At 69.2% G+C, this 25,904-nt stretch carries 21 protein-coding genes; 12 read left to right on the plus strand and 9 right to left on the minus strand.

The features are described 5' to 3' along the window. Positions 1 to 21 precede the first annotated feature (21 nt). The gene (locus tag ABIE65_RS09690) at positions 22 to 1,335 is read left to right on the plus strand and encodes a TRAP transporter large permease (protein WP_354077356.1); all 1,314 of its coding nucleotides are present in this window, start codon (positions 22 to 24) and stop codon (positions 1,333 to 1,335) included. A 45-nt stretch (positions 1,336 to 1,380) separates the two neighbouring features. On the opposite strand, the gene ABIE65_RS09695 is transcribed toward ABIE65_RS09690, so the two are convergent. Genes ABIE65_RS09695 through fsa form a run of 4 tightly spaced genes read right to left on the minus strand, consistent with a single transcriptional unit; the run spans position 1,381 to position 4,244 of the window. After that, positions 1,381 to 1,872, minus strand: coding sequence for a GNAT family N-acetyltransferase (locus tag ABIE65_RS09695; RefSeq protein ID WP_354077357.1), 492 nt, complete (start codon positions 1,870 to 1,872; stop codon positions 1,381 to 1,383). Continuing rightward, on the minus strand, positions 1,869 to 2,807 hold the full coding sequence (locus tag ABIE65_RS09700; protein WP_502918519.1) for a tyrosine recombinase XerC: 939 nt from the start codon (positions 2,805 to 2,807) through the stop codon (positions 1,869 to 1,871). Before ABIE65_RS09700 ends, ABIE65_RS09695 begins: the two co-directional genes overlap by 4 nt. 2 nt (positions 2,808 to 2,809) lie before the next feature. Beyond that, a complete protein-coding gene (locus ABIE65_RS09705; RefSeq protein WP_354077359.1) occupies positions 2,810 to 3,535 on the minus strand; it encodes a DUF484 family protein in 726 nt (241 codons plus the stop codon). A 25-nt stretch (positions 3,536 to 3,560) separates the two neighbouring features. Beyond that, a complete protein-coding gene (gene fsa / locus ABIE65_RS09710; protein WP_354077360.1) occupies positions 3,561 to 4,244 on the minus strand; it encodes a fructose-6-phosphate aldolase in 684 nt (227 codons plus the stop codon). Between the two features lie 53 nt (positions 4,245 to 4,297). Between fsa and ABIE65_RS09715 the strand changes: the two genes are divergently transcribed. The 5 genes from ABIE65_RS09715 to ABIE65_RS09735 all read left to right on the plus strand — a co-directional run bounded on the left by ABIE65_RS09715 (position 4,298) and on the right by ABIE65_RS09735 (position 10,913). Further along, positions 4,298 to 6,529 carry a primosomal protein N' gene (locus ABIE65_RS09715; protein ID WP_354077361.1) on the plus strand — a complete coding sequence of 744 codons (2,232 nt, stop codon included), beginning with the start codon at positions 4,298 to 4,300 and terminating at the stop codon, positions 6,527 to 6,529. A gap of 81 nt (positions 6,530 to 6,610) precedes the next feature. Further along, positions 6,611 to 7,264, plus strand: coding sequence for a hypothetical protein (locus tag ABIE65_RS09720; protein WP_354077362.1), 654 nt, complete (start codon positions 6,611 to 6,613; stop codon positions 7,262 to 7,264). Continuing rightward, positions 7,261 to 8,604, plus strand: coding sequence for a phage exclusion protein Lit family protein (locus ABIE65_RS09725; protein WP_354077363.1), 1,344 nt, complete (start codon positions 7,261 to 7,263; stop codon positions 8,602 to 8,604). Before ABIE65_RS09720 ends, ABIE65_RS09725 begins: the two co-directional genes overlap by 4 nt. 69 nt (positions 8,605 to 8,673) lie before the next feature. Next, a complete protein-coding gene (locus tag ABIE65_RS09730) occupies positions 8,674 to 9,876 on the plus strand; it encodes a CaiB/BaiF CoA transferase family protein (RefSeq protein WP_354077364.1) in 1,203 nt (400 codons plus the stop codon). A gap of 215 nt (positions 9,877 to 10,091) precedes the next feature. Next, positions 10,092 to 10,913: an EipB family protein gene (locus ABIE65_RS09735; RefSeq protein WP_354077365.1), complete on the plus strand. Its 822-nt coding sequence runs from the start codon at positions 10,092 to 10,094 to the stop codon at positions 10,911 to 10,913. Between the two features lie 6 nt (positions 10,914 to 10,919). On the opposite strand, the gene ABIE65_RS09740 is transcribed toward ABIE65_RS09735, so the two are convergent. Next, on the minus strand, positions 10,920 to 12,098 hold the full coding sequence (locus tag ABIE65_RS09740) for a DNA polymerase IV (protein ID WP_354077367.1): 1,179 nt from the start codon (positions 12,096 to 12,098) through the stop codon (positions 10,920 to 10,922). Beyond that, positions 12,095 to 13,051, minus strand: coding sequence for an ROK family protein (locus ABIE65_RS09745; protein WP_354077369.1), 957 nt, complete (start codon positions 13,049 to 13,051; stop codon positions 12,095 to 12,097). The genes ABIE65_RS09740 and ABIE65_RS09745 overlap by 4 nt, the downstream gene beginning before the upstream one ends. A 134-nt stretch (positions 13,052 to 13,185) precedes the next feature. Between ABIE65_RS09745 and ABIE65_RS09750 the strand changes: the two genes are divergently transcribed. Further along, positions 13,186 to 13,551, plus strand: coding sequence for a response regulator (locus ABIE65_RS09750; protein WP_354077371.1), 366 nt, complete (start codon positions 13,186 to 13,188; stop codon positions 13,549 to 13,551). A gap of 16 nt (positions 13,552 to 13,567) precedes the next feature. Then, positions 13,568 to 14,974, plus strand: coding sequence for a PleD family two-component system response regulator (locus tag ABIE65_RS09755; RefSeq protein WP_354077372.1), 1,407 nt, complete (start codon positions 13,568 to 13,570; stop codon positions 14,972 to 14,974). A 100-nt stretch (positions 14,975 to 15,074) separates the two neighbouring features. Here the strand turns inward: ABIE65_RS09755 and ABIE65_RS09760 are convergent, their stop codons facing one another. The 3 genes from ABIE65_RS09760 to ABIE65_RS09770 all read right to left on the minus strand — a co-directional run bounded on the left by ABIE65_RS09760 (position 15,075) and on the right by ABIE65_RS09770 (position 17,681). Further along, positions 15,075 to 16,181 carry a branched-chain amino acid ABC transporter substrate-binding protein gene (locus ABIE65_RS09760; RefSeq protein WP_354077374.1) on the minus strand — a complete coding sequence of 369 codons (1,107 nt, stop codon included), beginning with the start codon at positions 16,179 to 16,181 and terminating at the stop codon, positions 15,075 to 15,077. Positions 16,182 to 16,275: 94 nt separating this feature from the next. Beyond that, positions 16,276 to 17,265 carry an N-acetyl-gamma-glutamyl-phosphate reductase gene (gene argC / locus ABIE65_RS09765; RefSeq protein ID WP_354077375.1) on the minus strand — a complete coding sequence of 330 codons (990 nt, stop codon included), beginning with the start codon at positions 17,263 to 17,265 and terminating at the stop codon, positions 16,276 to 16,278. Positions 17,266 to 17,498: 233 nt separating this feature from the next. After that, the gene (locus ABIE65_RS09770; RefSeq protein ID WP_354077376.1) at positions 17,499 to 17,681 is read right to left on the minus strand and encodes a JAB domain-containing protein; all 183 of its coding nucleotides are present in this window, start codon (positions 17,679 to 17,681) and stop codon (positions 17,499 to 17,501) included. A 1,131-nt stretch (positions 17,682 to 18,812) separates the two neighbouring features. Here ABIE65_RS09770 and ABIE65_RS09780 point away from each other — a divergent pair. From ABIE65_RS09780 to ABIE65_RS09795, 4 genes are all read left to right on the plus strand, one after another. Then, positions 18,813 to 20,441, plus strand: coding sequence for an L-lactate permease (locus ABIE65_RS09780; protein WP_354077378.1), 1,629 nt, complete (start codon positions 18,813 to 18,815; stop codon positions 20,439 to 20,441). A 3-nt stretch (positions 20,442 to 20,444) separates the two neighbouring features. After that, positions 20,445 to 21,650: a cation:proton antiporter gene (locus tag ABIE65_RS09785; protein WP_354077379.1), complete on the plus strand. Its 1,206-nt coding sequence runs from the start codon at positions 20,445 to 20,447 to the stop codon at positions 21,648 to 21,650. A 215-nt stretch (positions 21,651 to 21,865) separates the two neighbouring features. Further along, positions 21,866 to 23,443: a trehalose-phosphatase gene (gene otsB / locus ABIE65_RS09790; RefSeq protein WP_354077380.1), complete on the plus strand. Its 1,578-nt coding sequence runs from the start codon at positions 21,866 to 21,868 to the stop codon at positions 23,441 to 23,443. Continuing rightward, entirely contained in the window at positions 23,440 to 25,896 is a 2,457-nt protein-coding gene (locus ABIE65_RS09795) for a glycoside hydrolase family 65 protein (RefSeq protein WP_354077381.1), read from the plus strand. Before otsB ends, ABIE65_RS09795 begins: the two co-directional genes overlap by 4 nt. The last annotated feature ends 8 nt before the right edge of the window (positions 25,897 to 25,904 follow it).

Genomic DNA, 25,904 nt, shown 5'->3' on the forward strand with positions numbered 1-25,904 from the left:
GTCCCCCGGAGCCGATACCCCATGGATTTCAATCTGTTCGTCGGCCTCGCGGCCATCGCCGTGCTGCTCGTGCTGATCGGTCTGCGCGTGCCGATCGGGCTGGCGCTGGGCGGCGTCTCGCTGATCGGCCTGATGATGGTGCGCAGCACCGAGGCGGCCCTCGGCATCTTCGGCGACCTGCCGTTCGAGTTCGGGGCGAGCTGGTCGCTCTCGGCGGTGCCGATGTTCCTGCTGATGGGGTCGATCGCCTATCACACCGGCCTGACGTCCAGCCTGTTCAAGGCGGCGCGACTCTGGCTCGGCCGTCTGCCGGGCGGGCTGGCGGTGGCGACGAACTTCGCGGCGGCCGGCTTCGCCGCGGCCTCGGGCTCCAGCCTCGCGACCGCCGCGGCCATGGGGCGCCTGGCGATCCCCGAGATGCTGAAGATGGGCTACGACAAGGCGCTCGCCACGGGTGTCGTCGCCGCGTCCGGCACGCTCGGCGCGCTCATTCCCCCCAGCATTCTGTTCGTGCTCTACGGCTGGTTCACCGAAACATCGATCGGCGCCCTGCTCATCGCCGGCGTCTTCCCCGGCCTTCTGACGGCCGGCATCTATGCCGCGATGATCGTCGGCCGCTGCGTCTACGACCCCAGCCTCGCCCCGCGCGTCACCGAGCATGTCAGCTGGGGCGACAAGTTCCGGGTGCTGCTCGAGATCTGGCCGATCCCGGTCCTCGTGCTCGGCGTGGTCGGCGGCATCTACAGCGGCACCGCCACGGCGACCGAGGCGGCGGCGCTCGGCGCCCTGTTCGCGGCGATCATCGGCCTGCTGCGCGGCCAGCTCACCTGGACCGCCTTCCGCACCAGCGTCGTCGAGGCGCTGGAGAGCACGGCGTCGATCTTCTTCGTCGCGATCGGCGCGCTGCTGCTCACGCGGCTGCTCGCCTTCGCCGGCGTGCCGACGATCATGGCCGAATCGATCGGCTCCTGGGCGATCGACCCGATCTGGCTGATCGTCGGCATCTCGATCGTCTACCTGATCCTCGGGATGTTCCTGGACCCGCTCGGCCTGATGCTGCTGACGCTGCCGGTCTTCCTGCCGATGTTCGAGGCGCTGAAGCTGGACCTGGTCTGGATCGGGGTCATCGTGGTCAAGTATATCGAGATCGGCCTGCTGACCCCGCCGATCGGGCTCAACGCCTATGTCGTGAAGGGCGTGGTCGGCGACGCGGTGCCGCTCACCACGATCTTCCGCGGCCTCGCCTGGTTCATCGCGGCCGAGGCGGTCATCATGGTCCTGCTGATTGGCTTCCCGGAGATCTCGCTCTGGCTGCCCAGGCAGATGGGAAGCTGACGCCCAGCCTTCTCGAGTTGGTCGGCGCGCGCCCGTCAGCGCCCGTCAGCGGGCGTCGCGGATCATGAAGACGCCGCCGCCGTAGCTGGCGAGCGTCTCCGCCATCGCGGGATCCTCGATCTGCCGGAAGCCCCGGCTGCGCCAGAAGCCGGCCGAGCCGTTGACCGCGACCAGCGAAATCGTCCGCAATCCGATGTCGGCCGCGTGCTTCGCGACCGCCTCGACCATCTCGACGGCGGCGCCCGTGCCGCGCAGCTGCGGCAGCAGGGCGATGTCGTGGATGTAGTAGGTATCCGGCGCCTCCGGCAGGCAGCCCAGCACGCTGTTCAGCTGCGGCGGCGAGAAGGCCCGCCACGGGTGGCTCAGGATGTAGGCGGCGATGGCGCCGTCCGCCTCCATGACCCGACAGCCCTCCGGGTGGATCTGCAGGCGGTCCGCGAAGACCGCCTCGTCCTCGGGATGCTCGGTGTGGACGCGGTCGGCGACGGCCTTGGCCGCCGCGAGATCGTCCTTGGTCATTGCCCGCCAGCGGCTCATGCCGTCCTCCGTGCCCTTGGGTGTGCGGCGGCATAGACCGCCATCATCCTGTCGGCGTCCACCGCCGTGTAGCGCTGCGTCGTGGAAAGCGAGGCGTGGCCCAGCAGTTCCTGGATGGCGCGAAGGTCGACGCCGGCACCCAGGAGGTGGGTCGCGAAGCTGTGCCGCAGGGCGTGCGGCGTCGCCGTGTTGGAGAGGCCGAGCAGCGGCCGCAGGCGGCGCATCTGCCGCTGCGCCACGGCTGGATTGAGCGGCCCGCCGCGCGCCCCGACGAACAGCGGTCCCGTCCGCTCCAGCGCGAAGGGGCAGGCGGCGAGATAGGCCGCGAGCAGGTCGCGCACCAGCGGCAGGACGGGGACGACGCGCTGCTTGCGCCCCTTGCCGGTGACGGTCAGCGCGTCGCCCGCCGGCGCCTCGCCGCGCGTCAGGGACAGGGCTTCGCCCAGGCGGAGGCCGCAGCCGTAGAGCATGGCGAACAGGGCGGAGTCGCGCCGGCCGATCCACGGCGCGTCCTCCATGTCGCCGGCGGACTCGAGCACCGCGGACGCCTCGCCGCGCGTCAGGGGCTTCGGCACGCCGTGCGGCAGGCGCGGGCCGCGCACCGCGGCGAGCGCGCTCTCGTCGATGGCGGCGCTGCGCCCGAGATGCCGGAAGAAGCTGCGGACGGCCGACAGGGCGCGCGCCCGGGTTCGTGCCTCGGCGCCCTCGCCGGCGCGCCGCGCCAGCCAGCCGCGGATGTCGGTCGGGCGCATCCGGCCGAGGGCGGCCACGTCCGGGGCGCCGCCGAGATGGTCGGCCAGGAAGCCGAGGAAGCTCAGCAGGTCGTGTTCGTAGCCCCGCAGCGTATGAACGGAGAGCCGCCGCTCGGCACCGAGCCATCGGCGCCAGTCCTCCATGGCCGCGGCGACGTCGGCGGCGAGCGGCACGTGCGCCATCGTCAGGCGGGGCGCGGCAGGTCGAGCCAGGTCCGGATGCTGTGTTCCACGGTGCGGCCGAGGAAGCTCAGCAGCTCGGTGCCATGGCTCGGCTTGAAGAAGTCCGTCCGGCGCGAGCCGATGGCGAGCATGCCCTCCGGGGTCATGCGGCTGATCTTCAGCCGGATCAGCGCCTCGGAGCGGATCAGGCCTGCGGCCGGGCCGAAGGCGGAGAGGTTGCCGGCCTCCGGACCGCTGCGCAGCGCGATCTCGCGGTCGATTCCGATGGCGGCGTCGATCTCGCCCGGCGTCAGCACGGACAGGGTGCCGCGCACAGTGCGGGGCATCGTGTTGCCGTCGCTCTCCACGCACAGGCCGACGACGTCCGCCGCCAGGGCATGGCTGAGTTCGTGGGTGATGATGTCGATCAGATGTTCGAAGCTGCGCGCCGCCAGCATCTTCAGCACGGCCGCATGCACCCGGCTCTGGCTGGAGAGGTTGCCGCGGGTGATCCCGACCAGCTTGTCGTACTGCTCCTTCTGGCGGTCGATCTCGCGGCGCTGCCGCTCGACCATGAAGTGCTGCATGTCGACGACGGTGTCGCCCGTGCGGCGCGACGGCGGCGTCAGCACGCCCAGCAGATCCGGGTGGCGCACCAGGAAGTCGGGATGGCCGCGCAGATAGGCGGCGACCTCGGCGGCGGTCGGGGCACGCGGCGGTTCGGTTCGCTTCTCCGGCTCGTTCACCATCCCGACCTGTCCGTCCGCTCTACGGTCATTCGGCGGCCACCGGCGCGCCGTCGTCCAGGATGGACTGCCCGGTTCCCTTCCAGTCGGCCAGGAAGCCGGCGAGACCCTTGTCGGTCAGCGGATGGTTGAACAGCTGCCGCAGCACGCTGGGCGGCAGCGTCGCGACGTGCGCGCCCATCTTGGCCGACTCGACCACATGCTGCGGGTGGCGCACCGACGCGACCAGGACCTCGGTCTCGAAGGCGGGGTACTGGCGATAGATCTCGACGATCTCGGCGATCAGCATCATGCCGTCCTGCCCGACGTCGTCGAGGCGGCCGACGAACGGCGAGATGAACGCCGCCCCGGCCTTCGCCGCCAGGATCGCCTGCGCAGCCGAGAAGCACAGGGTGACGTTGACCATGCGGCCCTCGTCGGCCAGCGCGCGGCAGGTGCGTAGCCCGTCGCGCGTCAGCGGCACCTTCACGGCGACGTTCGGCGCGATCTTCGCCAGCCGCCGCCCTTCGGCGAGCATGGTGGCGTGGTCCGTCGCCGCCACCTCGGCGCTGACCGGGCCGGGGACGACCTCGCAGATCTCGGCGATCACGTCGAGGATCCGCCGACCCGACTTCGCGATCAGCGACGGGTTCGTCGTGACGCCGTCCAGCAGCCCGGTTTCCGCGAGATCGCGGATCTCGGTCATGTCGGCGGTATCGACGAAGAATTTCATGATCGCGCTTCCTTGCTGTTTGGCGGCGCCGCCGCCGGCCGTAAATGTAGCCGATGGACCGCTCCCTTGCCAGTTCGCGCCCCGAGGAATTCGTCCTGCGGCCCGACGACGCCCCGGAAACCGTGCCGGTGCTGCTGCCGTACCCGCTGGCCGGCGCCTACGATTACCGCGTGCCGGAGAAGCTTTTGCTCTCGCCGGGCGATTTCGTCGAAGTGCCGCTCGGTCCGCGGTCGGTCGTCGGCGTCGTCTGGGACGAGGGCGAGCGCGCGGATGTGGAGCCGCGCCGGCTGAAATCCGTGCTGCGGCGTCTCGACGCGCCGCCGATGCGGGCGCCGATGCGCCGCCTGGTGCGCTGGGTCGGCGCCTACACGCTGACGCCGCCGGGTGCGGTGCTGCGCATGGCGATGAGCGTCGGCGCGGCGCTGGAGCCGCCGCGGCCCGTTCCCGCCTTTCGGCTTACGGGGACGGAGATCCCGGCCGACTTCCGCCAGACGCCGGCGCGCCGCCGCGTTCTCGCCCTGCTCGGCGACGGCTTCGCGCGTCCCGCCGCCGACGTCGCGCGCGAGACCGGGGCGGGCACCGCCGTCCTGCACGGCCTGGAGCGCGCCGGGCTGGTGGAGCGTGTCGGCCTCCCGTCTCCGGCGCTGTCCGTCGACCCGGACTGGCGCCGGCCGGGACCGCAGCTGTCGGGGGCGCAGGGCCGCGCCGTCGACCTGCTGCGCGAGCGGGTCGAGCAGCGCCGCTTTTCCGCCGTGCTGCTCGACGGCGTCACCGGCTCGGGCAAGACCGAGGTCTATTTCGAGGCGATGGCCGCCGCGCTGGCAGAGGGGCGGCAGGCGCTGGTCCTCCTGCCCGAGATCGCCCTGACCGCCCAATGGCTCGACCGGTTCGCCGCGCGGTTCGGCGTCCGTCCCGGCGAGTGGCATTCCGAACTGACGCCCGCACGCCGGCGCGACACTTGGCGCGGCATCGCCGAAGGCACGGTGCGCGTCGCCGTCGGCGCCCGCTCGGCGCTCTTCCTGCCGTTTCCCGACCTCGGCGTGATCGTCGTCGACGAGGAGCACGAACAGGCCTTCAAGCAGGAGGACGGCGTCGCCTACCACGCCCGCGACATGGCGGTCGTGCGGGCGCACCTCGAAGCCATCCCCATCGTGCTCGCCTCGGCGACACCGTCGCTCGAATCCCTGCACAATGTCGAGATCGGCCGCTACGAGACCCTGCGTCTGCCGGACCGCCACGCCGGCGCCCTGATGCCGGACATCGCGGCGATCGACATGCGCCGCACGCCGCCGGCCCGCGGCCGTTGGCTCTCGCCGCCGCTGCTCGAGGCCGTCGGCGAGACGCTGGCCGCCGGCGAGCAGGTGCTGCTGTTCCTGAACCGCCGCGGCTATGCGCCGCTGACCCTCTGCCGTGCCTGCGGTCACCGTTTCCAGTGCCCGAACTGCACCGCCTGGCTGGTCGAGCATCGTTTCCACCAGATCCTGCAGTGCCACCATTGCGGCTTCGCCATGCCGCCGCCGGACGCCTGCCCCGGCTGCGGCGCCGAGGGCAGCCTCGTCGCCTGCGGCCCCGGGGTCGAACGTCTCGCCGAGGAGGTGGGACTGCTCTTCCCCGACGCGCGCACGGGCGTCATGGCGAGCGACCTCCTGGCCGGGCCGCGGGCCGCAGCGGAACTCGTCCGGCGCGTCACCGACCACGAGATCGACATCCTGATCGGCACGCAGGTCGTGGCGAAGGGCCATCATTTTCCGATGCTCACCCTCGTCGGCGTGGTCGACGCCGACCTCGGCCTCGCCGGCGGCGATCTGCGCGCGGCGGAGCGGACGTGGCAGCTTCTGTCCCAGGTCGCGGGACGGGCGGGGCGCGCCGAGCGGCCCGGCCGGGTCCTGCTCCAGACTTGGCAGCCCGAGGCGCCGGTGATGGAGGCCCTGGTCCGCGGCGACCGCGACGGCTTCGTCGCGACGGAGATGGACAATCGCCGCCGCAGCGGCATGCCGCCCTTCGGCCGTCTGGCGGCCCTGATCCTATCCGGGCCGGAGGCGGCGGAGGTCGAAAGCTCGGCGAAAGCGCTGGCGCGCACCGCGCCGCACGGCCCGGACCTGCGCATGCTCGGCCCTGCGCCGGCGCCGCTCGCCCTGCTGCGCGGCCAGCATCGCTGGCGCCTGCTCCTGCAGACGGCCCGGCACGTCAACGTCCAGGAGGTGCTGCACCGCTGGCTCGGCGAGACGCGGATCGGCCGGAAGGTGCGGCTCCAGATCGACGTGGATCCGCACAGCTTCATGTGAACGTGATCACTTGCGCGTCCGCGCCGGCAGCCGGACGCTTCCTGTCGTAGTAGGCTTGGCCAGTCGGCGACGGGGGAAGCAATGGATCCGCTCATCGTGACCATCGTCATGCGCTCGATCGAGCGCCTGGTGGTCGTCGGCGGCGCCTGCATCGCGATCTGGTGCGGCTACCGGCTGTTCCTGGCGATGCCGAGCCGCGAGCGCGGCGCCGGCAAGCTCGAACTGCCCGGCGGCGTCTCCATCCACGTCTCCCGCGTCGGACCGGGCGTCTTCTTCACACTGTTCGGTGCTGCGATCCTCGGGTTGTCGCTCCACTACGGCATCGCCTATTCCGGCCCTCAGGGGCCATTCCCGGAAAGCGCCAACGGCAATGGCGAGCGGGTCGCCGCCGCCCGGGGCGTGAGCTACAGCGGGATCGGCGCAGGTTCCGTCCCGACGACGGCAGCCGGCCCGCCCATCGCCGATCCGGCTCGGGTCGCCGCCATGCAGGTGGCGGCCGAGCGGCTGGCGCGGGCGGCGGGGGCGCTGGATCCGGCCCTCGACGCCTTCACGCGCGGCGACATCGAGCGCGCGCTGCGGACGGCGCGGGTCGAACTGCTGCTCTCGGTCTGGAACGAGCGCGACTGGGGCCCCGCCGACGCCTTCCGCCTGTGGCTGGCGCAGGGCGAGCCGGAGCCGCCGCCGCCCGCCGTCGCCGCGGGCGTCGCCGTCTACCGCGCGGGACAGCCGCCGTGACCGCCCGCGCCGCGAGGCTCGGTGCCGCGGGGATCGCGCTGGTCGCGGCCCTTCTCCTCGGCCCGGCCGCCGCCGCCGCAGCGGAGCGCGGCTACGCCTCGCTCTACGACGACGCCGAACTGGCGCATTGGGCGGACCGCTACCGCCCCGGGATCCTGTCGAACCTGGACGAGGTCCTGCGGCCCGTCCTGACGCGCGAGGAACTGCGCGGGCTGCGCGACCTGCGCATCGACATTCCCCTGCGCGCCGCCTCCGGCCATCCGCTCGATTTCTACGCCCTCGCCTCCGGGACGGTCGTGCTGCCGGCGATGTCGCTGAAGTTCCTTGACGATCTCTCTGTCGCCTTCGCCTGGCTCAACCGGAACGGTTATTCGCCGGAGACGGTCCAGGAATATGTCGGGATGCTGAAATACGGCCGCGAGGCGGATTTCGGCCGGTGGCCGGCGCCGCTGCGGGCGCTGCGGATTCCGGAGGACGCGCTGAAGGATCCGGCCGTCGACGGCCTGTCGCAGAAGATCTTCAAGTCGGCCGTGATCTTCATCCTGTTGCACGAGATGGGGCACGTGCTGCACGGCCATCCCGGCTACGGTCCGCTCGTGCGGCGCGCGGATGCGCGGGCCAACGAGGCCCAGGCCGACGCCTTTGCGCTGGAGGTGATGCGCCGGCTGCCGGCCCAGCCGACCGGCATGTTCCTCTTCTTCCAGCTGATGGCCTATGCCGGCCCGAACCGCGGCGACTTCGACGGCGACGCGGCCTGGCGGCAGGCGATGGAGCGGGCCACCCACCCGGTCACGCCGGACCGGATGCGCGCCATCGCCGACATCCTGCGCCGCCATGCCGACGGCTTCGCGGTCGAATACGAGAACCGGCGCACCGGGCGCGAGAACGTCCTGTTCACGGCCGACCAGATCGCGCTGGTCGCCGAGACGCTGTCGGACCCGGACCTGCAGAAGCTGGTCGCCATGACGTCGCGTCGCGCCACCCTCGCGGGCCTCGCGCCCCGGCGGCACGGCGAGAAGCTGGGCGCCGTTTCGTCGTCCGGCAGCGCCGCCTTCAGCGGCACCTATGACGGTTCGATCGAGATCCAGGGACAGAGTTTCGACGTCCGGCTTGCGCTGGTCCGCGACGGGCTGCGCGTCGCCGGGCTGTTCAGCATCGGCGCCGGGGTCGGCGAACTGGACGGCCGGATCGAGGGCGAAAAGCTCTACTATTCCTGGCGATCCGGCGGCGATACCGGCCGGGGAACGATGGTCCGCGACGGCGACGCGCTCGCCGGCCGATGGGGCTATCGTGGCAGCGCGGACGACGGTGGCGCGTGGCGGGTCCGGCGTGCGAATTGACAGGACAAACGTGCCTGTGGCTAATTCGTGACTTCCTGTCTGCTCAATCAGAATCCGGGACCCATCCGCATGACGGACGATCTGCCCTTCTCCGGCATCAAGGTTTTCGACGCGACGCAGGGCGTCGCCGGGCCGCACGCGACGATGCTGCTGGCCCAGTACGGCGCGGACGTGACGAAGGTCGAGCCGCTCGAGGGCGACTGGGGCCGCACGCTCGGCAAGATGTACGGCGATCTCTGCGCCCACGCGATCACGTTCAACCGCGGCAAGAAGTCGGTGGCGCTCGACCTGAAGACGGCCGAGGGCAAGGCGATCGCCCAGAAGCTGGCGTCCGAGGCCGACGTCGTCGTCGAAAGCTTCCGTCCGGGCGTGATGAGCCGTTTCGGTCTCGGCTATGACGACGTGAAGAAGTCGAACCCGAAGGTCGTCTACCTGTCGGTCACCGGCTTCGGCCAGTCCGGTCCCTATTCGAAGCTCCCGGTCACGGATTCGGTCATTCAGGCCTTCTCCGGCTGGATGACGCTGCACCGCGACGCCGAGGGCGTGCCGATGCGCAGCGGCATGATCGCCGTCGACGTCATGACCGGCCTCTACGCCTTCCAGGCGCTGTCGACCGCGATCCTGAAGCAGGTCCGCTTCGGCAAGGGCCAGTATATCGACTGCTCGCTGATGCAGTCGGCCGCGGCCTTCCAGGCGGCGAAGGTGATGGAGTACCACCTGGAGCAGGGCGAGCCGCAGGTCCTCTACGTCCCGGTTGGCACGATGAAGACCAAGGACGGCTACCTGAACGTGACGGCGATGCGCGAGCATCACTATACCGGACTCTGCAAGGTGCTCGGCCGCGAGGATCTGGCCAAGGACCCGCGCTACGACAGCCGCGAGAAGCGGATCGCGCGCGAAAAGGAACTGATGCCGATCGTCCGCGCCGAGTTCCTGAAGCGGACGACCGAGGAGTGGGCGAAGGACCTGACCGAGGCGGGCGTGATGAACGCCAAGGTCAACACCTACGACGACTTCATGAAGGACGAGCACGTCGCTGCGATCGGCGCGCTGCCGTGGGTCGAGCACCAGGGCATGGGGTCGCTGCCCATGGCGAACATCCCCGGCGTCGAGCCGTTCGCGACCGGCTCGCCGATGTCCGAGTGCCCCCACGTCGGCCAGCAGACCCGCGAAATCCTCGCGCGCGCCGGCTATACCGAGGCGGAGATCGCCGATCTCGCCGCCAAGAAGGCGATCGGCTTCGAGTATCCGACGAAGCAGGCGGCCGAGTAGGCTGCCGACGGCACGCAGTCGGGCCGGTCCTGCGGGGCCTGCCCGGCCGTTGCCGCACTTCTGCCACAGAGCGTGTATTTCTTGCACCTGTTGCGGCCGCTGACCGCTTTGCCTGTCGGGCATTCGGTCCGCATGCCATACTTCTCCAGGCCGGGCGCCCGCCCGGTTGACGCCCGGCCCGCTCCGGCGTTCAACCGCATCGATACGGTCCCCTGATGTCCCGCACGCTCTGGCTGATCGGTCTGCTCGTCGTCACGGCCGCCAGCACGGCATCCGCCATCGAGTTGCGGCCGCACCGGGCCGTCTACAGCCTGCGGCTGATGAACGCCGAGGTCGGCAGCGGCGTCGTCGACGCCTCCGGTGCGATGGTGTTCGAGTGGGCCGAGAGCTGCGACAGCTGGATCGTCCGCCAGCGCGCGCGGTTCGACATGTTCGGTCCCGAGGGCAACTCGGTCCGCACCGAGGTCAGCTTCTCCAGCTGGGAGCACAAGACCGGTGACCGCTACGGCTTCAACCTGCGCACGCTCCAGGACGGCAACGTCGTCGAGGACCTGCGCGGCGAGGCCAAGCTGGACGCGGACGAGGAGGGCGGCAGCGCCACCTATACCCGCCCGGAAGCCGAGACCGTAGGCCTGCCGCCCGGGACGCTGTTTCCTGCGGGCCACACCCGGCTGCTGATCCGCGAGGCGCTCGCCGGCCGGCAGCGGATCATGCGCCCCGTGCTGCTCGGCCAGCGCGAGGACGAGCCGATGACCGTGAACGCCGAGATCTCCGAGCGCAAGGACGGTACGTTCGGCGTCTCCGGCAAGCCGGGTGGTTCCCGCGAGGCCCTCGCGAACGACCCCCTGCTCGCGCAGCCGTCCTGGAACATGGCCCTCGCTTTCTTCGGCGAGGAGGACGACATGCTGCCGGCATTCGAGATCCGCGAGACTCTCTACAAGAGCGGCGTCGTCGGCGACGCCCAGGTGATCTACGACGAGTTCTCGCTGGGCTATCGCCTGGAACAGATCGAGGCTCTGCCTGCGCCGCACTGCTGAACGGACTTACGGCGCTGCGGCTTCGGCCGCGGCGAACAGGTCCGGCTCGCCGCCGTCCTGCCGCATCGAGATGCCCGAGACGCCGACGCCGATGAGGCGATAGCGCGTGCCGTCGACCTCGGGCTCCAGCAGGCGCAGGGCGATCGCATAGATGTCGACGGCGCTCTGCAGCCGCCCGTCGACCGTGCGGCTTCTCGTCAGGATCCGGAAATCGTGCCGCTTCAGCTTCAGCGTCACGGTGCCGGCGGCCATGCCGCGGTCGGTCAGGCGCGCCGCCACCCGCTTGCACAGCCGCCACAGCGCCCGCTTGAGCGGATCGAGCAGGTCGAGGTTCACGTCGAACGTCGTCTCGGCGGAGACGCTCTTCACCTCCCGCTCCGGAACGACCCGGCGCTCGTCTCGGCCGAAGGCGAAGCGGGCCAGCCGCTCGCCGAACCGGCCGTACCGCGCCGTCAGGTCCTGGGCGGTTCGCTGCTGCAGGTCGCCGATCGTCACGATGCCGTCCTGGGCGAGCCGCAGTTGCATCGCCGGCCCGACGCCCCAGATCAGCCCGACGGGTCGCGGCGCCAGAAAGGCGCCGGCCTCCTGCCGGCCGATGACGGCGAAGCCGCGCGGTTTGTCGAGATCCGAGGCGATCTTGGCCAGGAACTTGTTGCAGCTGAGACCGATCGAGACGGTGATGCCGACCTCGGCCTCGATCCGCCGCGCCAGCCGCGCCATGGCGACGGCCGGCGGTTCCGCTGTGCCGGCGAGGTCGAGAAAGGCCTCGTCGATCGACAGGGGCTCGACGAGCGGTGCCGCCTCGCGCATCAGCCGGCGGACGACGGCGCCCGCCTGACGGTACTTTTCCATGTCCGGCCGCACGACCACGGCGTCCGGGCAGTCGGCGAGCGCCTTGAACATCGGCATGGCGGAGCGCACGCCGAAGCGGCGCGCTTCGTACGAGGCGGCGAGCACGACGCCGCGCGTGCGCCCGCCGACGATCAGCGGCTTGCCGCGCAGGCTCGGATCGTCGCGCTGCTCGACGCTGGCATAGAAGGCGTCGCAATCGAGATGGGCGATCGTCAGGACGCCGAGTTCCGGATGCCGAACCATGCGTGCCGAGCCGCAGGCGGAGCACGCCGCCCCCTCGGCGCTCGCCGTGGCGGCGACGGTATCGCAGTCGCGGCAGACGGTCGTGATCACGGTGCGCCCGTCCCGATCGGCCAGAGGCGGGCGGCGCCACGCACGCCGCTCGAATCGCCGTGCCGTGGTGGGACGAGCCGGGTGTCTACCCGGTCGGAGAAGACATGCTCGGCCCACATCCGCGGCACGGCCTCGTAGAGTGCGCCGATCTGGGACAGGCCGCCGCCCAGCACGATCACGTCGGGATCGATCACGTTGATGACGCCGGCGAGGGCGCGGGCCAGCCTGCGCGCATAGCGTCGGATGCTCTCGCCCGCCTGCACGTCGCCCGCAACCGCGGCGGCGGCGATCGCGGCGGCCGGAATCGCCGTGCCGCCTGTGCGCGACGCATGGTCGCGCCCCAGCGCGGGCCCGGAGAGAAACGTCTCGATACAGCCCGTCCGGCCGCACCAGCACGTCGGACCGGGCCACTCGTCGGCATCGGGCCGGGGCAGTGCGTTGTGGCCCCATTCCCCGGCGATCGCGTTGGCGCCTCCGACCAGGGCACCGCCGATCACGATGCCTCCGCCGACGCCGGTCCCCAGGATGACGCCGAACACCGTCGCCGCGCCGGCGCCGGCCCCATCCGACGCTTCCGACAGGGCGAAGCAGTTGGCGTCGTTGGCGATTCTCACCGGCCGGCCGAGAGCGGCGCGCAGGTCCTGCTCCAGCGGCCGGCCGTTCAGCCACGTGCTGTTGGCGTTCTTCACCAACCCAGTAGCCGGCGAGATGGTGCCGGGTATCCCGACGCCCACCCCGGCGGCGACCGGCGCCCGGCCCGCCAGCGCGGCGTGCGCCTCGGCGACCAGGGCCGCGATCGTCGCGACGGTCGCCGCATAGTCGCCCGCGGGCGTCGGCAGCCGCCGTCTGATCGGCTCGCTCCCCCCTGGCGCAAGCGCGACGATCTCGACCTTGGTGCCCCCGAGGTCGATGCCCAGCCTTACCTCGCCTGCTTCGAAAGAGTGTCCCGTCATTTATCGGATGTTTAGCCTTGCCGCCTTATATGAAGACGTTCAATTCGGTGGTTGCCTCTTAGCCGGTAGGGTAGGAGGCTGCATCGGAAGAGAACCGGACGTTTTGGGCGGCCGGCACCTCCCGGGGAATCTGAATGTCGAAGACAGTGCTCATCGTCGAAGACAACGAACTCAACATGAAGCTCTTCAACGACCTTCTGGAGGCCCACGGCTACCGGACGTTGAAGACGCGCGACGGGATTCAGGCTCTGTCCATCGCGCGCGAGCATCGCCCCGACCTCATCCTGATGGACATCCAGCTGCCCGAAGTTTCCGGGCTCGAGGTCACCAAATGGCTCAAGGAGGACGACAATCTCCGCCATATCCCGGTGATCGCCGTGACCGCCTTCGCCATGAAGGGTGACGAGGAGAAGATACGGCAGGGCGGGTGCGAGGACTACATCGCCAAGCCGATCACCGTGTCGCGCTTCCTCGAAACCGTTCAGAAGCATCTGGCCTGATCGCCGGAGGGCCTACATGAGTGCCCGAATCCTCGTCGTCGACGACGCGCCCGTCAATCTGCGGCTTCTGCACGCGAAGCTGACGGCCGAGTATTTCGACGTCGTCACCGCAGAGGACGGTCCGAAGGCCCTCGCCGCCATGGAGCGCGAGGCGCCGGACATCGTTCTGCTCGACGTGATGATGCCGGGCATGACGGGATTCGAGGTGTGCCGGCGGATCAAGGCCGATCCGCGCTGGACGCACATTCCCGTCGTCATGGTGACGGCTCTGGACCTGCCGGAAGACCGGGTCGAGGGGCTGGAATCCGGCGCCGACGAGTTCCTGACCAAGCCGGTCGACGATCTGGCGCTGTTCGCGCGTGTCCGCTCGCTGGTCCGGCTGAAGCGCCTGATGGACGAGTGGTGCATGCGCCACGAGACCAGCCTGCGCCTCGGCTCGACCCAGCAGGGACCGACGCTGGCGGAAGAGCGCGGCGACGGCGCCCGCGTCGTGATGGTGACCGAGGACGAGCGGCTGCGTCAGCGCACGCTGTCCGTCCTGCCGCGCGACGAGCACGAGATGTTCGCGCTGCCGCCCGGGCCCAAGATCATCGAGGAACTGGTCGCGCTCCGTGCCGACCTGGTCATCGTCGATCTCGACATGAAGACGGCAGACGGCCTCAGGATCGCCTCGCAGATGCGGTCGCACGACGCCACCCGGCATCTGCCGCTGCTGATCCTCGGCCGTCTGACCGACAAGGCGCGGCTGCTGAAGGGGCTCGAACTCGGCGTCAACGACTATCTGATGAAGCCGCTCGACGGTAACGAGCTTCGGGCGCGCGTCCGGACCCAGGTACGCCGCCGCCGCTTTCAGCTGCGCATGCAGGCGACCCACGAGGCCAGCCTGGCGATGGCGCTCACCGACGGCCTGACCGGTCTCTACAACCGGCACTATTTCAACTCGCATTTCGACGGGCTGTTCAAGCACGCCCGAGAGCACGGCCGGCCGCTGTCCGTGCTGATGCTCGACGTCGACCGGTTCAAATCGGTCAACGACACCTATGGTCATGCCGCCGGCGATCAGGTGCTGAAGGAATTGGCCGCCCGCATCGTCAAGGGCGTGCGCAGCTTCGATATGGTCGCCCGCATGGGCGGCGAGGAACTGGTGATCGTCATGCCGGAGACGCGGCTCGTGGATGCCCACCGCGCGGCCGAACGGCTGCGGCGCGCGGTTGCCGACCAGCCCTTCTCGATCAACACCCCGGCGATCGACCTGCCCGTCACCGTCAGCATCGGCCTTGGTGGACTGGAGGTCGGCGACGATGCCGCGGACCTCATCGTCCGGCGTGCCGACGAGGCGCTCTACGAAGCCAAGCGCACCGGCCGGGACCGGGTCGTATTGCGCGAGGCCGCCGGTCGCACCCCTGCCGTCGCGGTCGGCTAGCGCCGTGCGGGGCCGGGGGGCCGGCCCTACGGGCAGTCGTCCGAACTGAAAGGGCCCGGCGTTGCCGCCGGGCCCTTTCCCGTCCGACCGGCAGGTGCGGTCAGTTCTGGTAGTAGTCGTAGGCGCCGTTCTTCCACTCGTAGAAGACATAGCCCGGCGCCGTGACGTCGCCCTTCTTGTCGAAGCCGATCGAGCCGAGCACCGTGTCGAACTGGTTGCCGCGCAGCGCCTCGATCACCTTATCGGTATCCGTGGACTTCGCCTTCTCGGCGGCCTGCGCCCACGCCTGCACGGTGCCGTAGGTGTAGAGGACATAGCCTTCCGGCTCGATGCCCTTGGCGCGGAACTTCTCGACGACCGGGGCCGCCACCGGATTCTTGCGCGGGTCCGGGCTGAAGGTCATCAGCGTGCCTTCGCCGGCCTCGCCGGTGATGCCCCAGAACTCCTGCGTGACCAGGGCGTCGCCCGAGATCAGCTGCGTCTTCATGCCCTGCTGGCGCATCTGACGAAGCAGCAGCCCCGCCTCGGTGTGGTAGCCGCCGACATAGACGACGTCGATGCCCTCGGCCTTCAGCTTGGTGACCAGCGCGGAATAGTCGCGCTCGCCGGCCGTGTAGGCCTCGTACACGGTCTCCTGCTTGCCGGCCTTGTTCATCGCCGCCTTGGTCTCGTCGGCGAGGCCCTTACCGTAGGCCGACTTGTCGTGGAGGATCGCGACCTTGCCGTCCTTGTACTTCTCGGCCAGGAACGTGCCGGCCACCTGACCCTGCTGGTCGTCGCGGCCGCAGGTCCGGAACACGTTCTCCTTGCCCATCTCCGTGAGCTTCGGATTGGTCGATGCCGGCGAGATCTGGATGATGCCCTCATCGGCGTAGACGTCCGAGGCGGGGATCGACGAGCCGGAGCAGAAATGCCCTGCGACCAGAACGACGTTCTTGTTGGCGAACTGGTTGGCGACCGCCACCGCCTGCTTCGGATCGCAGGCGTCGTCGCCGATCTCCAGGATCAGTTTCTGGCCGAGGACGCCGCCCTTGGCGTTCAGGTCCGCGACGGCCATTTCGGCGCCCGCCTTCATCTGGGCGCCGAAGCTCGCATACTGGCCGGTCATCGGGCCCGCCGTGGCGATCACGATGTCCGCACTGGCAGCCGAAGCGCCCAGTGCGGCCGCCGCCGCGGCCGCGAGCAGTGCCGTTCTCAGTGCCCTCATGTCTCGTCTCCCCGCTAACTGATGAAACCGCTGGTCCCGCAGGATAGCCGAACTCTGCCGAGAGCGGAATTTCGTCTTGCGGGGCCGGCGAGGATCAGCAGCCGAGCATCAGGCGGATGTTCTGAACCGCGGCACCCGACGCGCCCTTGCCCAGGTTGTCGAGGCGCGCGACGAGCAGCGCGTGCGGGTGTGCCGGGTGCGCATAGACCCGCAGTTCCAGCCGGTCCGTGTCGTTGAGCGCTTCCGGTTCCAGCCGCGTGGCGCTGCTGCCGCCGGCGTCGTTCAGCGGCAGGACGGAGACCAGTTCCGCACCCGCATAATGTGCCGCCAGCACCGCCTGCAGGTCGGCTCCCGACGGCGCGCCCGGCAGCGTGTCCAGGTGCAGCGGAACGGAGACCAGCATCCCCTGCCGGAAATTGCCGACCGACGGTACGAAGATCGGCCGGCGTGTCAGCTTCGCGAAGGCCTGCGTCTCCGGCACGTGCTTGTGCTCGAAGCTCAGGCCGTAGAGTTCGAAGGACGGTGCCTTGCCGCTCTCGAAGTCGGCGATCATCGCCTTGCCGCCGCCCGAATAGCCGCTCACCGCGTTGATCGTCACCGGATAGTCCGGCGGCAGCAGGCCGGCGTCGACCAGCGGCCGCAGCAGCGCGATGCCGCCGGTCGGATAGCATCCGGGATTGGCGACCTTCGCCGCCGCCGCGATGGCCTCCGACTGGCCGGGGTCCAGTTCGGCGAAGCCGTAGACCCACCCGGCGGCCACCCGGTGCGCCGTCGAGGCGTCCAGCACCTTCGGCGCGTCGGCGCCCAGGCCGTCGACCAGCGCCACGGTCTCCTTCGCCGCGTCGTCCGGCAGGCACAGGACCACGAGGTCGACGTCGCGCAGCAGCGACCGTTTCGCCTCGACGTCCTTGCGCAGCGCCGGGTCAATGCTCCTGACCTCGACCGTGCCCAGGCCGGCGAGGCGCTCGCGGATGCCGAGGCCCGTCGTGCCGGCTTCGCCGTCGATGAAGACGGTGCGACGCGCGGTGGCCGCAGCACCGGACTGGTCCGCGGTCTTCTGGGCGTTCTCCGACAGGGCGGTCATGGGCAGTCCTCTGGATGGGCCTCGCCGATGGGGCGGAGTTTCAGGACGATCGGCGACGGATGACAACAAAAAAGCCGCGCTGGGCAGCGCGGCTTGCGGCGGACGCACCGGCCGTGCGTCATCGCAATCGCGCGTGGCGATCGGTTCCGGTACGTCGGCGGCGTGCGGCGCGGCTGGTCATGCGGTGAAGATCGTCGGCGCGGCGCGCGCTGTCAACGTCCGCCGCGGCGGTCTCAGAGGATGCCCATGCCGCGCAGGCTCTTGTGGCCGGTCCGGCCGACGATGATGTGGTCGTGTACGGTGATGCCCAGCTTCTTCGCGGCGTCGGCGACCTCGCGCGTCATGTCGATGTCGGCGCGCGACGGCGTCGGGTCGCCGCTCGGATGGTTGTGAACCAATCTAGCAAAAGTGGCCATGTAACTGACCTTTAATGAGAATTTCTCGTAAGATCGAAGCGCTGGTGGCGGTGTTCGGGAGCGGTTTGAAATGCTTGATCGTGATCATCACCGCTCCTCTTGTTCCGTCATGTGCAGGCTTCGAGAGGCACGGCACATCACGAGATTCTTCTTATCCCATTCGTCGAGCTCTTGGACAGGGTACAGAACCGCCTTGCCGATCTTCACAAATGGTGGGCCTACGCGCATAGCGCGCCAATTCCGAAGAGTGCCCACACTGATCTCTCCACGATATCGTTCCGTGACTTCCTCCGCTGTCAGGTACTTTCGATTCTCCATCGTAGCCACTCCCGAGCACTTTAGGTCATTGCCCTAGCATGGCAATCCCGACGGATCATGGAAGAGACTGGTAGGGGGAGTAGGGCAAAGACAGGGAAATGGCGGCAATTGGCGGGGTAGAGCATAGCTGCCATAGGCACTCTGCGCGCCGATCTTGGACCGGCGCTCGGCTAGCTGTTGCTTCCCCGCTCGCGGCGAACGATTCGGAGCCTGCAAGTTGGTGCATTTTGTCGACTGCATTTTGGTTGCCCCGGGAAAACGCGCCTCAAACTCATAACCTGAAGGTCGCAGGTTCAAATCCTGCCCCCGCAACCACAGATTACGCTGTCAAGTCAGTGGCTTGGCGGCGTTTTTCGTGCCCTGCTCAGGTCTCCAAGAACGCGCGCCGGAATCATATCGGAATCATCCGGCGGGAAACTCTAGCGAAGTGCCGGCGGCGGAAAAACCAACGTAAAGCGCTCATGCAGGCGCACGGCCGGGCCTCAGCGCTCGATCGGCGCCGGCGAGCCGTAGCGCCCCGATGACGTAATTCGCGATCTCTCCGTCGGATGTTCGACGCTATGGCGTCGCGAGAATCTCGGTGGCGTGAAAGAATGGTCGCCGCTGTCCCAAGGACAGGTTGTCGGCGGTCTGGTGGCGAGCGTCGAGATAAGCGACCACTCGGTCCTCCGGCACTGTAAGAGGGCGTACCGCTCGGGCGTCTCTCTCATTCAGCACCAGTCGTTCATCGCGGGACGTAGCTCGTGGTGGAAGGCGCCCGAAGCGCCAGAATGCCGTGTCCGTCTGTCCGTCCTGCACTGATTGCGATTTCCGATGCTGCTTGCCGCCCTGACACCGTTGCTTGCCGTCTTCGGGCTCCTGGTGATCCTACGGCTGCCGGCGGCCACGGCCATGCCATTGAGCCTGGTGCTCACGGCCGCCGTGAGCATCATCGTGTGGAAAGTTCCGATCCGCCAGGTGATCGCGGCATCGATCGAGGGCGCAGTCATCGCGACATCGATCCTCTGGATCGTCTTCGGCGCCATCCTCCTCTTGAAGGTCCTGACCGAAAGCGGCGCGATGGCCGCGATCCGCAGCGGGTTCATGAGCATCACGCCGGATCCGCGTGCGCAGGTCATTCTGATTGCCTGGCTGTTCGGCGCCTTTCTCGAGGGTGCGGCCGGCTTCGGGACGCCGGCGGCGATCACCGCGCCTCTGTTGGTGGCGCTGGGCTTCACGCCGATGGCGGCCGTCGTCCTCGCCCTGATCGCGGACAGCAGCCCGGTGTCCTTCGGCGCCATCGGCACGCCGGTCGTGGTCGGTCTCGCCCAGGGCCTGCAGGAGGGTAGCGACCTCGCACCGGCCGTCGTTGCTGCACTCGGCGACGTGCCCGCGGCCGACTTCCTTCAGGGCGTCGCCATGCAAGCGGTCATGATCGACCTGTTTGTTGGAACGACGATACCGTTGATCATGGTCGTCGTGCTCACCCGCTTCTTCGACCCCGGGCGGAACTGGCGGGACGGCTTGCGGGCGTGGCGCTTCGCTCTGTTCGCCGGCCTCGCCTTCACCGGTCCGGCCCTCGCTGTCGCGGTTCTGCTCGGGCCCGAATTCCCCTCGCTGATCGGCGCCCTCGTCGGTTTGGCGCTGGTGACCCCGGTGGCGCGCAAGGGATGGCTGCTGCCCCGGGACGGCCTATCGCAGGGCAAGGGCGGACGGGTGAGCGGCCCGCCGGTCCCTGCGGCAATGCCGCTTTCCCGCGCCTGGACGCCCTATCTGCTGCTGGCGGCGCTGCTGGTGGCGACGCGCCTGGACGTCCTGCCGTTGAAGGGATGGCTGCAGGCGGTCACGATATCCGCCACGGGCATCCTGGGAACCGACATCGGCGTCTCGGTCGCACCGCTCTATCTTCCCGGGGCCGGCTTCGTCGCCGTCGCCTTGGCCGCGATCGTGTTCTTCCGGATGGGCTCCTGGCAAGCGGGCATCGCCCTGCGCGACGCCGGCCGCGTCCTCATCGGCAGCGCCTTGGCGCTGGGCGCGGCCGTGCCCATGGTGCGCGTCTTCATCCAGTCGGGGGTGAACGACGCGGGCCTTGCCAGCATGCCGATGGAGCTCGCGATCGTCGCCGCCGATTCCGTCGGCGGCGCCTGGCCGCTGGTGGCCCCCCTGGTCGGCGCCATGGGCGCCTTTCTGTCGGGCAGCGCCACCTTCAGCAACATGATGTTCGCGTTGCTCCAGTTCAGCGCCGCCGACAGGGCGGGACTGTCGGAGACGACAGTGCTGGCCGCACAAATGCTCGGGGCGAACGCGGGCAACATGGTGTCGGTGGTCAATGTCGTCGCCGCGGCCGCCGTCGTCGGCTTGCTCCGCCAGGAGGGCGCCATCATCCGTTTCACGCTCCTGCCGATGCTCTATTACACCACCGCGGCCGGGCTGCTGGCGCTTGCATTCGTGGCGGCCTCGTAAGCCATGGAGCATGCTCTTCATCTCTTGCTTCTGCTGGTCGTCACGCGGCTGTTCGGCGAACTGTCCGAACGGCTGGGCCAGCCTGCCTCGATGGGCGAGATCGTCGCCGGCGTGGCGATCGCGCTCGTCGCTGCCGCATCGCTGCCGATCCCCCTTCTCGCGAGCCTGGCAGAAAGCCCGTTCCTCGAGGTCGCCGCCGAGTTCGGCATCTTCTTCCTGCTGCTGCTTGCCGGCATCGAGATGCGCCCGCGGGAGATCGCCGAGCATTCGGGCGGTTCCCTCGCGGTCGCTCTCGGCGGCGTGCTCTTTCCGCTCGGCGCCGGGTTCGCACTGGCCTGGTCTGTTCTGCCTGAGACGCCGCTGAAGTTCGCGCAGGCGCTTCTGGTCGGTGTGGCGCTATCGATCTCGGCGGTCCCCGTGGCAGTGAGCATCTTCAGGGAGCTTGGATACCTCCACACCCGCGTCGGTCGGACAGTGGTGTCGGCGGCGATCTTCGACGACGTGATCGGGCTGATGCTGCTCGCCGTGGTGACCGGGGTGATCGAGACGGGCGCCAGTCCGGATCTGGCCGCAATGTTGGCGCTGCTCGGGAGGGCCGGCCTGTTTTTCCTGATTGCCATAGCGGTGGGCCTGTTCCTCTATCCACGCCTTTCGCGGGCGGTCTCCCGCATGCGCATCCCGGCGCCGCACTTCAGCACGCTCATGGCGCTGGCGCTTGGTTTCGCCGTGTTGGCGGAGGCCCTGGGCATGGACTTCATCCTGGGCCCGTTCATGGCCGGTCTGTTCTTTGATCCGGAGACCGTCGGGGCCAAAATCTACGACGGCATCAAGCGAAGCGTCGGAGATTTTACGGACGGATTGCTGGCGCCGCTCTTCTTCGCCTCGATCGGCGTTCGGGTCGAACTCGGCGCCGTAACCGCAGTTCCGGGTTTCCTGCTCGCGCTCGTAGGCGTGGCATTTCTGGGCAAGTTGCTTGGCGCAGGACTGCCGGCACGGCTCGCTGGACTGTCGTCGCGAGAGTCGCTCGCGGTCGGCGTCGGCATGAGCGGGCGCGGCGCGGTCGAGCTGATCATTGCCAGCATCGCACTCGAAGCCGGCTTGTTCGATCAGCCCGATCCCATCGTCGCCAACCTCTTCTCCGCTCTCGTGATCATGGCCGTGGTGACGACGCTGATTATGCCTTTCGGTTTGCGACGCGTCCTGCGGTGATCGACCTTGCGGTTGCAAGGGCGCCGCGTTGGTGCTCGATCTCCGGAACGAAGGTCTCAGCGTTTTCACTGTGTAATGTGCAGGCGGCGGAGCCGTCTGTGAGCGTGTGGCCGCTCGCTCGAAACGCCGGACTGCAGCAAGGCGAAAGGAACGTGATCCAGATCGGCGGCGGCAGCGCGAGGCAGGCCGAACACGGAACGGACGAAGGAAGACCGATGAGCCATGCCGATCGCCAGGAGCGCACCATCGACGCCGTTATCTTCGACCTGGACGGCGTGGTGACGCGGACGGCGCGTCTGCATGCTGCGGCCTGGAAGCGGCTGTTCGACGATTATCTTGCGCAGCGGGCAGCGCAGCGTGGCGAGCTGTTCCAGCCCTTCGACGCGGATGAGGACTATCGGCGCTTCGTCGACGGCAAGCCGCGCTACGAGGGGGTGCGGAGCTTTCTCGAATCCCGCGGCATCGCGCTGCCCTACGGCGATCCGGGCGATCCGCCGGATCGCGAGTCGGTCTGCGGGCTTGGCAATGCCAAGAACGCGCTGTTCCAGCAGTTGCTGGCAAGCAGCGGCGTCGAGGTGTTCGAGAGCTCGGTCACCTTCATCCGCGCCCTGACGGAGAGCGGCATAAAGGTGGGGCTCGTCTCCTCCAGCAAGAATACCGCGGCGGTGCTCGCCTCGGCGGGACTTGGGAACCTGTTCGAGGTCCGGGTGGACGGGGTGGAGGCGGCGCGCCTTGGCCTTGAAGGCAAGCCGCACCCGGACACGTTTCTGGAGGCGGCTCGGCGCCTGGGCATCGAGCCGGCGCGGGCGGCGGTGGTGGAGGACGCGATCGCCGGCGTCGCGGCCGGACGGGCGGGCGGGTTCGGGCTGGTGATCGGCGTCGTCCGGTCGGGCGACGGCACCGGGCTGCGAGCCGGCGGCGCCGACCTCGTGGTCAGGGATCTGACGGAACTCGGCGACGGGACGGCCCTGCGGGCAAGGCCCCGCCTGGATGCCGCCGCCCTCCCGAACGCGCTGGTCCGCGCCGCCGAGTTTCGGGCGCGTCTTACCCGCAAGCGGCCGGCTGTCTTTCTCGACTATGACGGCACGCTGACGCCGATCGTAGATCGGCCCGAGCTCGCCGTGCTCTCGGAAAACATGCGCGCCGTCGTCCAGGATCTCGCCGAGCGCTGCCCCGTCGCCATCGTCAGCGGCCGCGACCGTGCCGATGTCGAACGGCTGGTCGCGCTCGACGGTCTCGTCTATGCCGGCAGCCACGGCTTCGACATCGCGGGCCCCGGCGGCCTGCGCAAGGAGCACGAGCGCGCCGCCGCGTTTCTGCCGGCGCTCGACCGGGCCGAAGAGCGGCTGCGGCGGGAGGTCGCCGGTATCGATGGCGCGCTGGTCGAGCGCAAGAAGTTCGCCATCGCCGTCCATTACAGGCTGGTGGCCGACGATCAGGTCGCACGCGTCGAGAGTGCCGTGGCGGCGATCGCCGCCGAGATCACCGACCTCCGCCGCACCGCCGCCAAGAAGGTGTTCGCCCTGCGGCCGCGCGTTGACTGGGACAAGGGCCGGGCCGTGCTCTGGCTGCTGGCGGCGCTGGGGTTCGACCGGGAAGATGTCCTGCCCCTTTATCTCGGCGATGACGACACCGACGAGGACGCGTTCGCGGCACTGAAGGGCCGCGGTCTCGGCATCCTGGTGACTGAGGCGGAGCATCCCACCGCGGCCGACTACGTGCTGGCGAATACGGAGGAGGTCGGCCGGTTCCTGGGCGAACTCGTCGCCATTCTGGGAGACCCCACGCGATGACGGACTGGACGCTTTCCTATGAGGGGTTCGAGCCGGCCCAAGAGGGGCTGCGCGAGGCGCTGTGCACGCTCGGCAACGGCTATTTCGCCGCCCGCGGCGCCGCCGAGGAAGCCGAGGCCGACGATACGCATTATCCCGGGACCTACCTCGCCGGCGGCTATAATCGCCTCGCCACCGAGGTCGCCGGGAGGGTTATCGAGAACGAGGACCTCGTCAACCTGCCGAACTGGCTGCCGCTCACCTTCCGGCCGGAGGGCGGCGACTGGCTCAACCTGTTGGCGGTCGAGGTCCTGTCCTACCGCCAGGAGCTGGACCTGAAGCAGGGGGTACTGAAGCGCGCGATGCGCCTGCGCGACCGGACGGGGCGGGAGACGACGCTGGAGAGCCGGCGCCTCGTGCATATGGGCGCGCCGCATCTGGCGGCCATCGAATGGACGCTCACGCCCGAGAACTGGTCGGGGCGGGTCGAGGTCCTCTCCGCCCTGGACGGACGGGTGATCAACGCCGGGGTGCCGCGCTACCGCCAGCTCAACGGCAAGCACCTCGTCCCCCTGGCTTCGCGAGAGATCGGCGAGGACGGCGTCCTCCTTCTCGCCGAGACGAGCCAGTCGCATATCCGTATCGCCGAGGCCGCCCGCACCCAGGTGTTCCAGGACGGCGAGGGGCTAGCGGTAGAACGCCGTTTCGTCACGGAGGAGGGCTATGTCGCCCATGCCCTCTCTTTCCCGGTTGCCGAAGGCACTCCGGTCACGATCGAGAAGGTCGTCGCGCTGCACACCTCCACCGACCGGGCGATCTCCAGCCCGGCGTTGGCGGCAGAGGAGACGCTGCGCGAGGCGGGACGCTTCGGGACGCTCCTGGAGGATCACGCGCGCGCCTGGTCGCATCTGTGGCGGCGCTGCGACCTCACCCTGGAGGGCCGGCATCGGACGCAGATGATCCTGCGACTGCACGTCTTCCACCTGCTCCAGACCGTCTCGCCGCACAGCGTCGACCTCGATGTCGGCGTGCCGGCGCGCGGCCTGCACGGCGAGGCCTATCGCGGGCACATCTTCTGGGACGAGCTGTTCATTTTCCCGTTCCTCAACCTGCGCATCCCCGAGATCACCCGCGCGCTTCTGCGCTACCGCCACCGGAGGCTGCCGGCGGCGCGGCGGCTGGCGCGGGAGGCCGGCTACTGCGGCGCGATGTATCCCTGGCAGAGCGGCAGCGACGGGCGCGAGGAGACGCAAGTGCTCCACCTCAACCCGAAATCCGGCCGCTGGCTGCCCGACAACACGCACCTGCAGCGGCACGTCAATGCCGCCATCGCCTACAATGTCTGGCGCCATTACGAGGCGACGGGCGATGCCGAGTTCCTGTCGGTCTACGGCGCCGAGATGCTGGTCGAGATCGCCCGCTTCTGGGCCAGTATCGCCAGCTTCAACGCTGAGCGCGGCCGCTACGAGATCCGCGGCGTGATGGGACCGGACGAGTTCCATGACCGCTACCCCTGGGCAGAGAAGCCCGGCCTCGACAACAACGCCTACACCAACGTGATGGCGGTCTGGGTGCTGCTCCGCGCGCTCGATGCGCGCATGCTTCTCGACTCGGAGCGGCGGGTCGAACTCGACGAGAGGCTCGGACTTGGCGCCGATGAGGTCGCCGGCTGGGACGAGATCAGCCGCAAGATGTTCGTGCCGTTCCATGACGGCGTCATCAGTCAGTTCGAGGGCTATGAGCGGCTCGAGGAGTTCGACTGGGAGGACTATCGCGCAAAGTACGGCGACATCCATCGGCTCGACCGGCTGCTCGAGGCCGAGGGCGACACGGTCAACCGCTACAAGGCCTCCAAACAGGCCGACGCCCTGATGCTGTTCTACCTGTTTTCGGCCGAAGAACTGGGCGACCTGTTCGCCCGGCTCGGATACCCGTTCGAGGGAGAGCTGATCCCGCGCACGGTCGACTACTACCTGCGACGAACCTCGAACGGATCGACGCTGAGCGGCATCGTCCATTCCTGGGTGCTGGCGCGATCCGACCGCGCCCGGTCGTGGACGCAGCTGAAGGCGGCGTTGGAGAGCGATATCGCCGACGTGCAGGGTGGGACGACGCCAGAAGGCATCCATCTCGGCGCCATGGCCGGCACCGTCGACCTCGTCCAGCGCGGCCAGACCGGACTCGAGATCCGCGACGATATGCTCCGCCTCAATCCCTGCCTGCCGGAGGAACTGCGCGGCTTGCGCTTTCGTATCCGCCATCGCGGCCACTGGCTCGACATCGACATCGGCTGCGAGCGTCTGACCATCTCAGCCCCGGACGGTTGGGACGGGCCGGACCGCATCGTCATCCGCGACGAGTCCTATGGCTTTCATGCAGGCGAGCGCCTGGAAGTCCCCTGCCACCTCGAAGACGGCGGTTGGCGACCGGCCCCGCGCGCCGGCGACAAGAACGGAGGGGCCGAAGGCGGTTGATGTTCCAG

Origin of the sequence: Constrictibacter sp. MBR-5, assembly GCF_040549485.1 — a bacterium.
Classification (GTDB): Bacteria; Pseudomonadota; Alphaproteobacteria; order JAJUGE01; family JAJUGE01; genus Constrictibacter.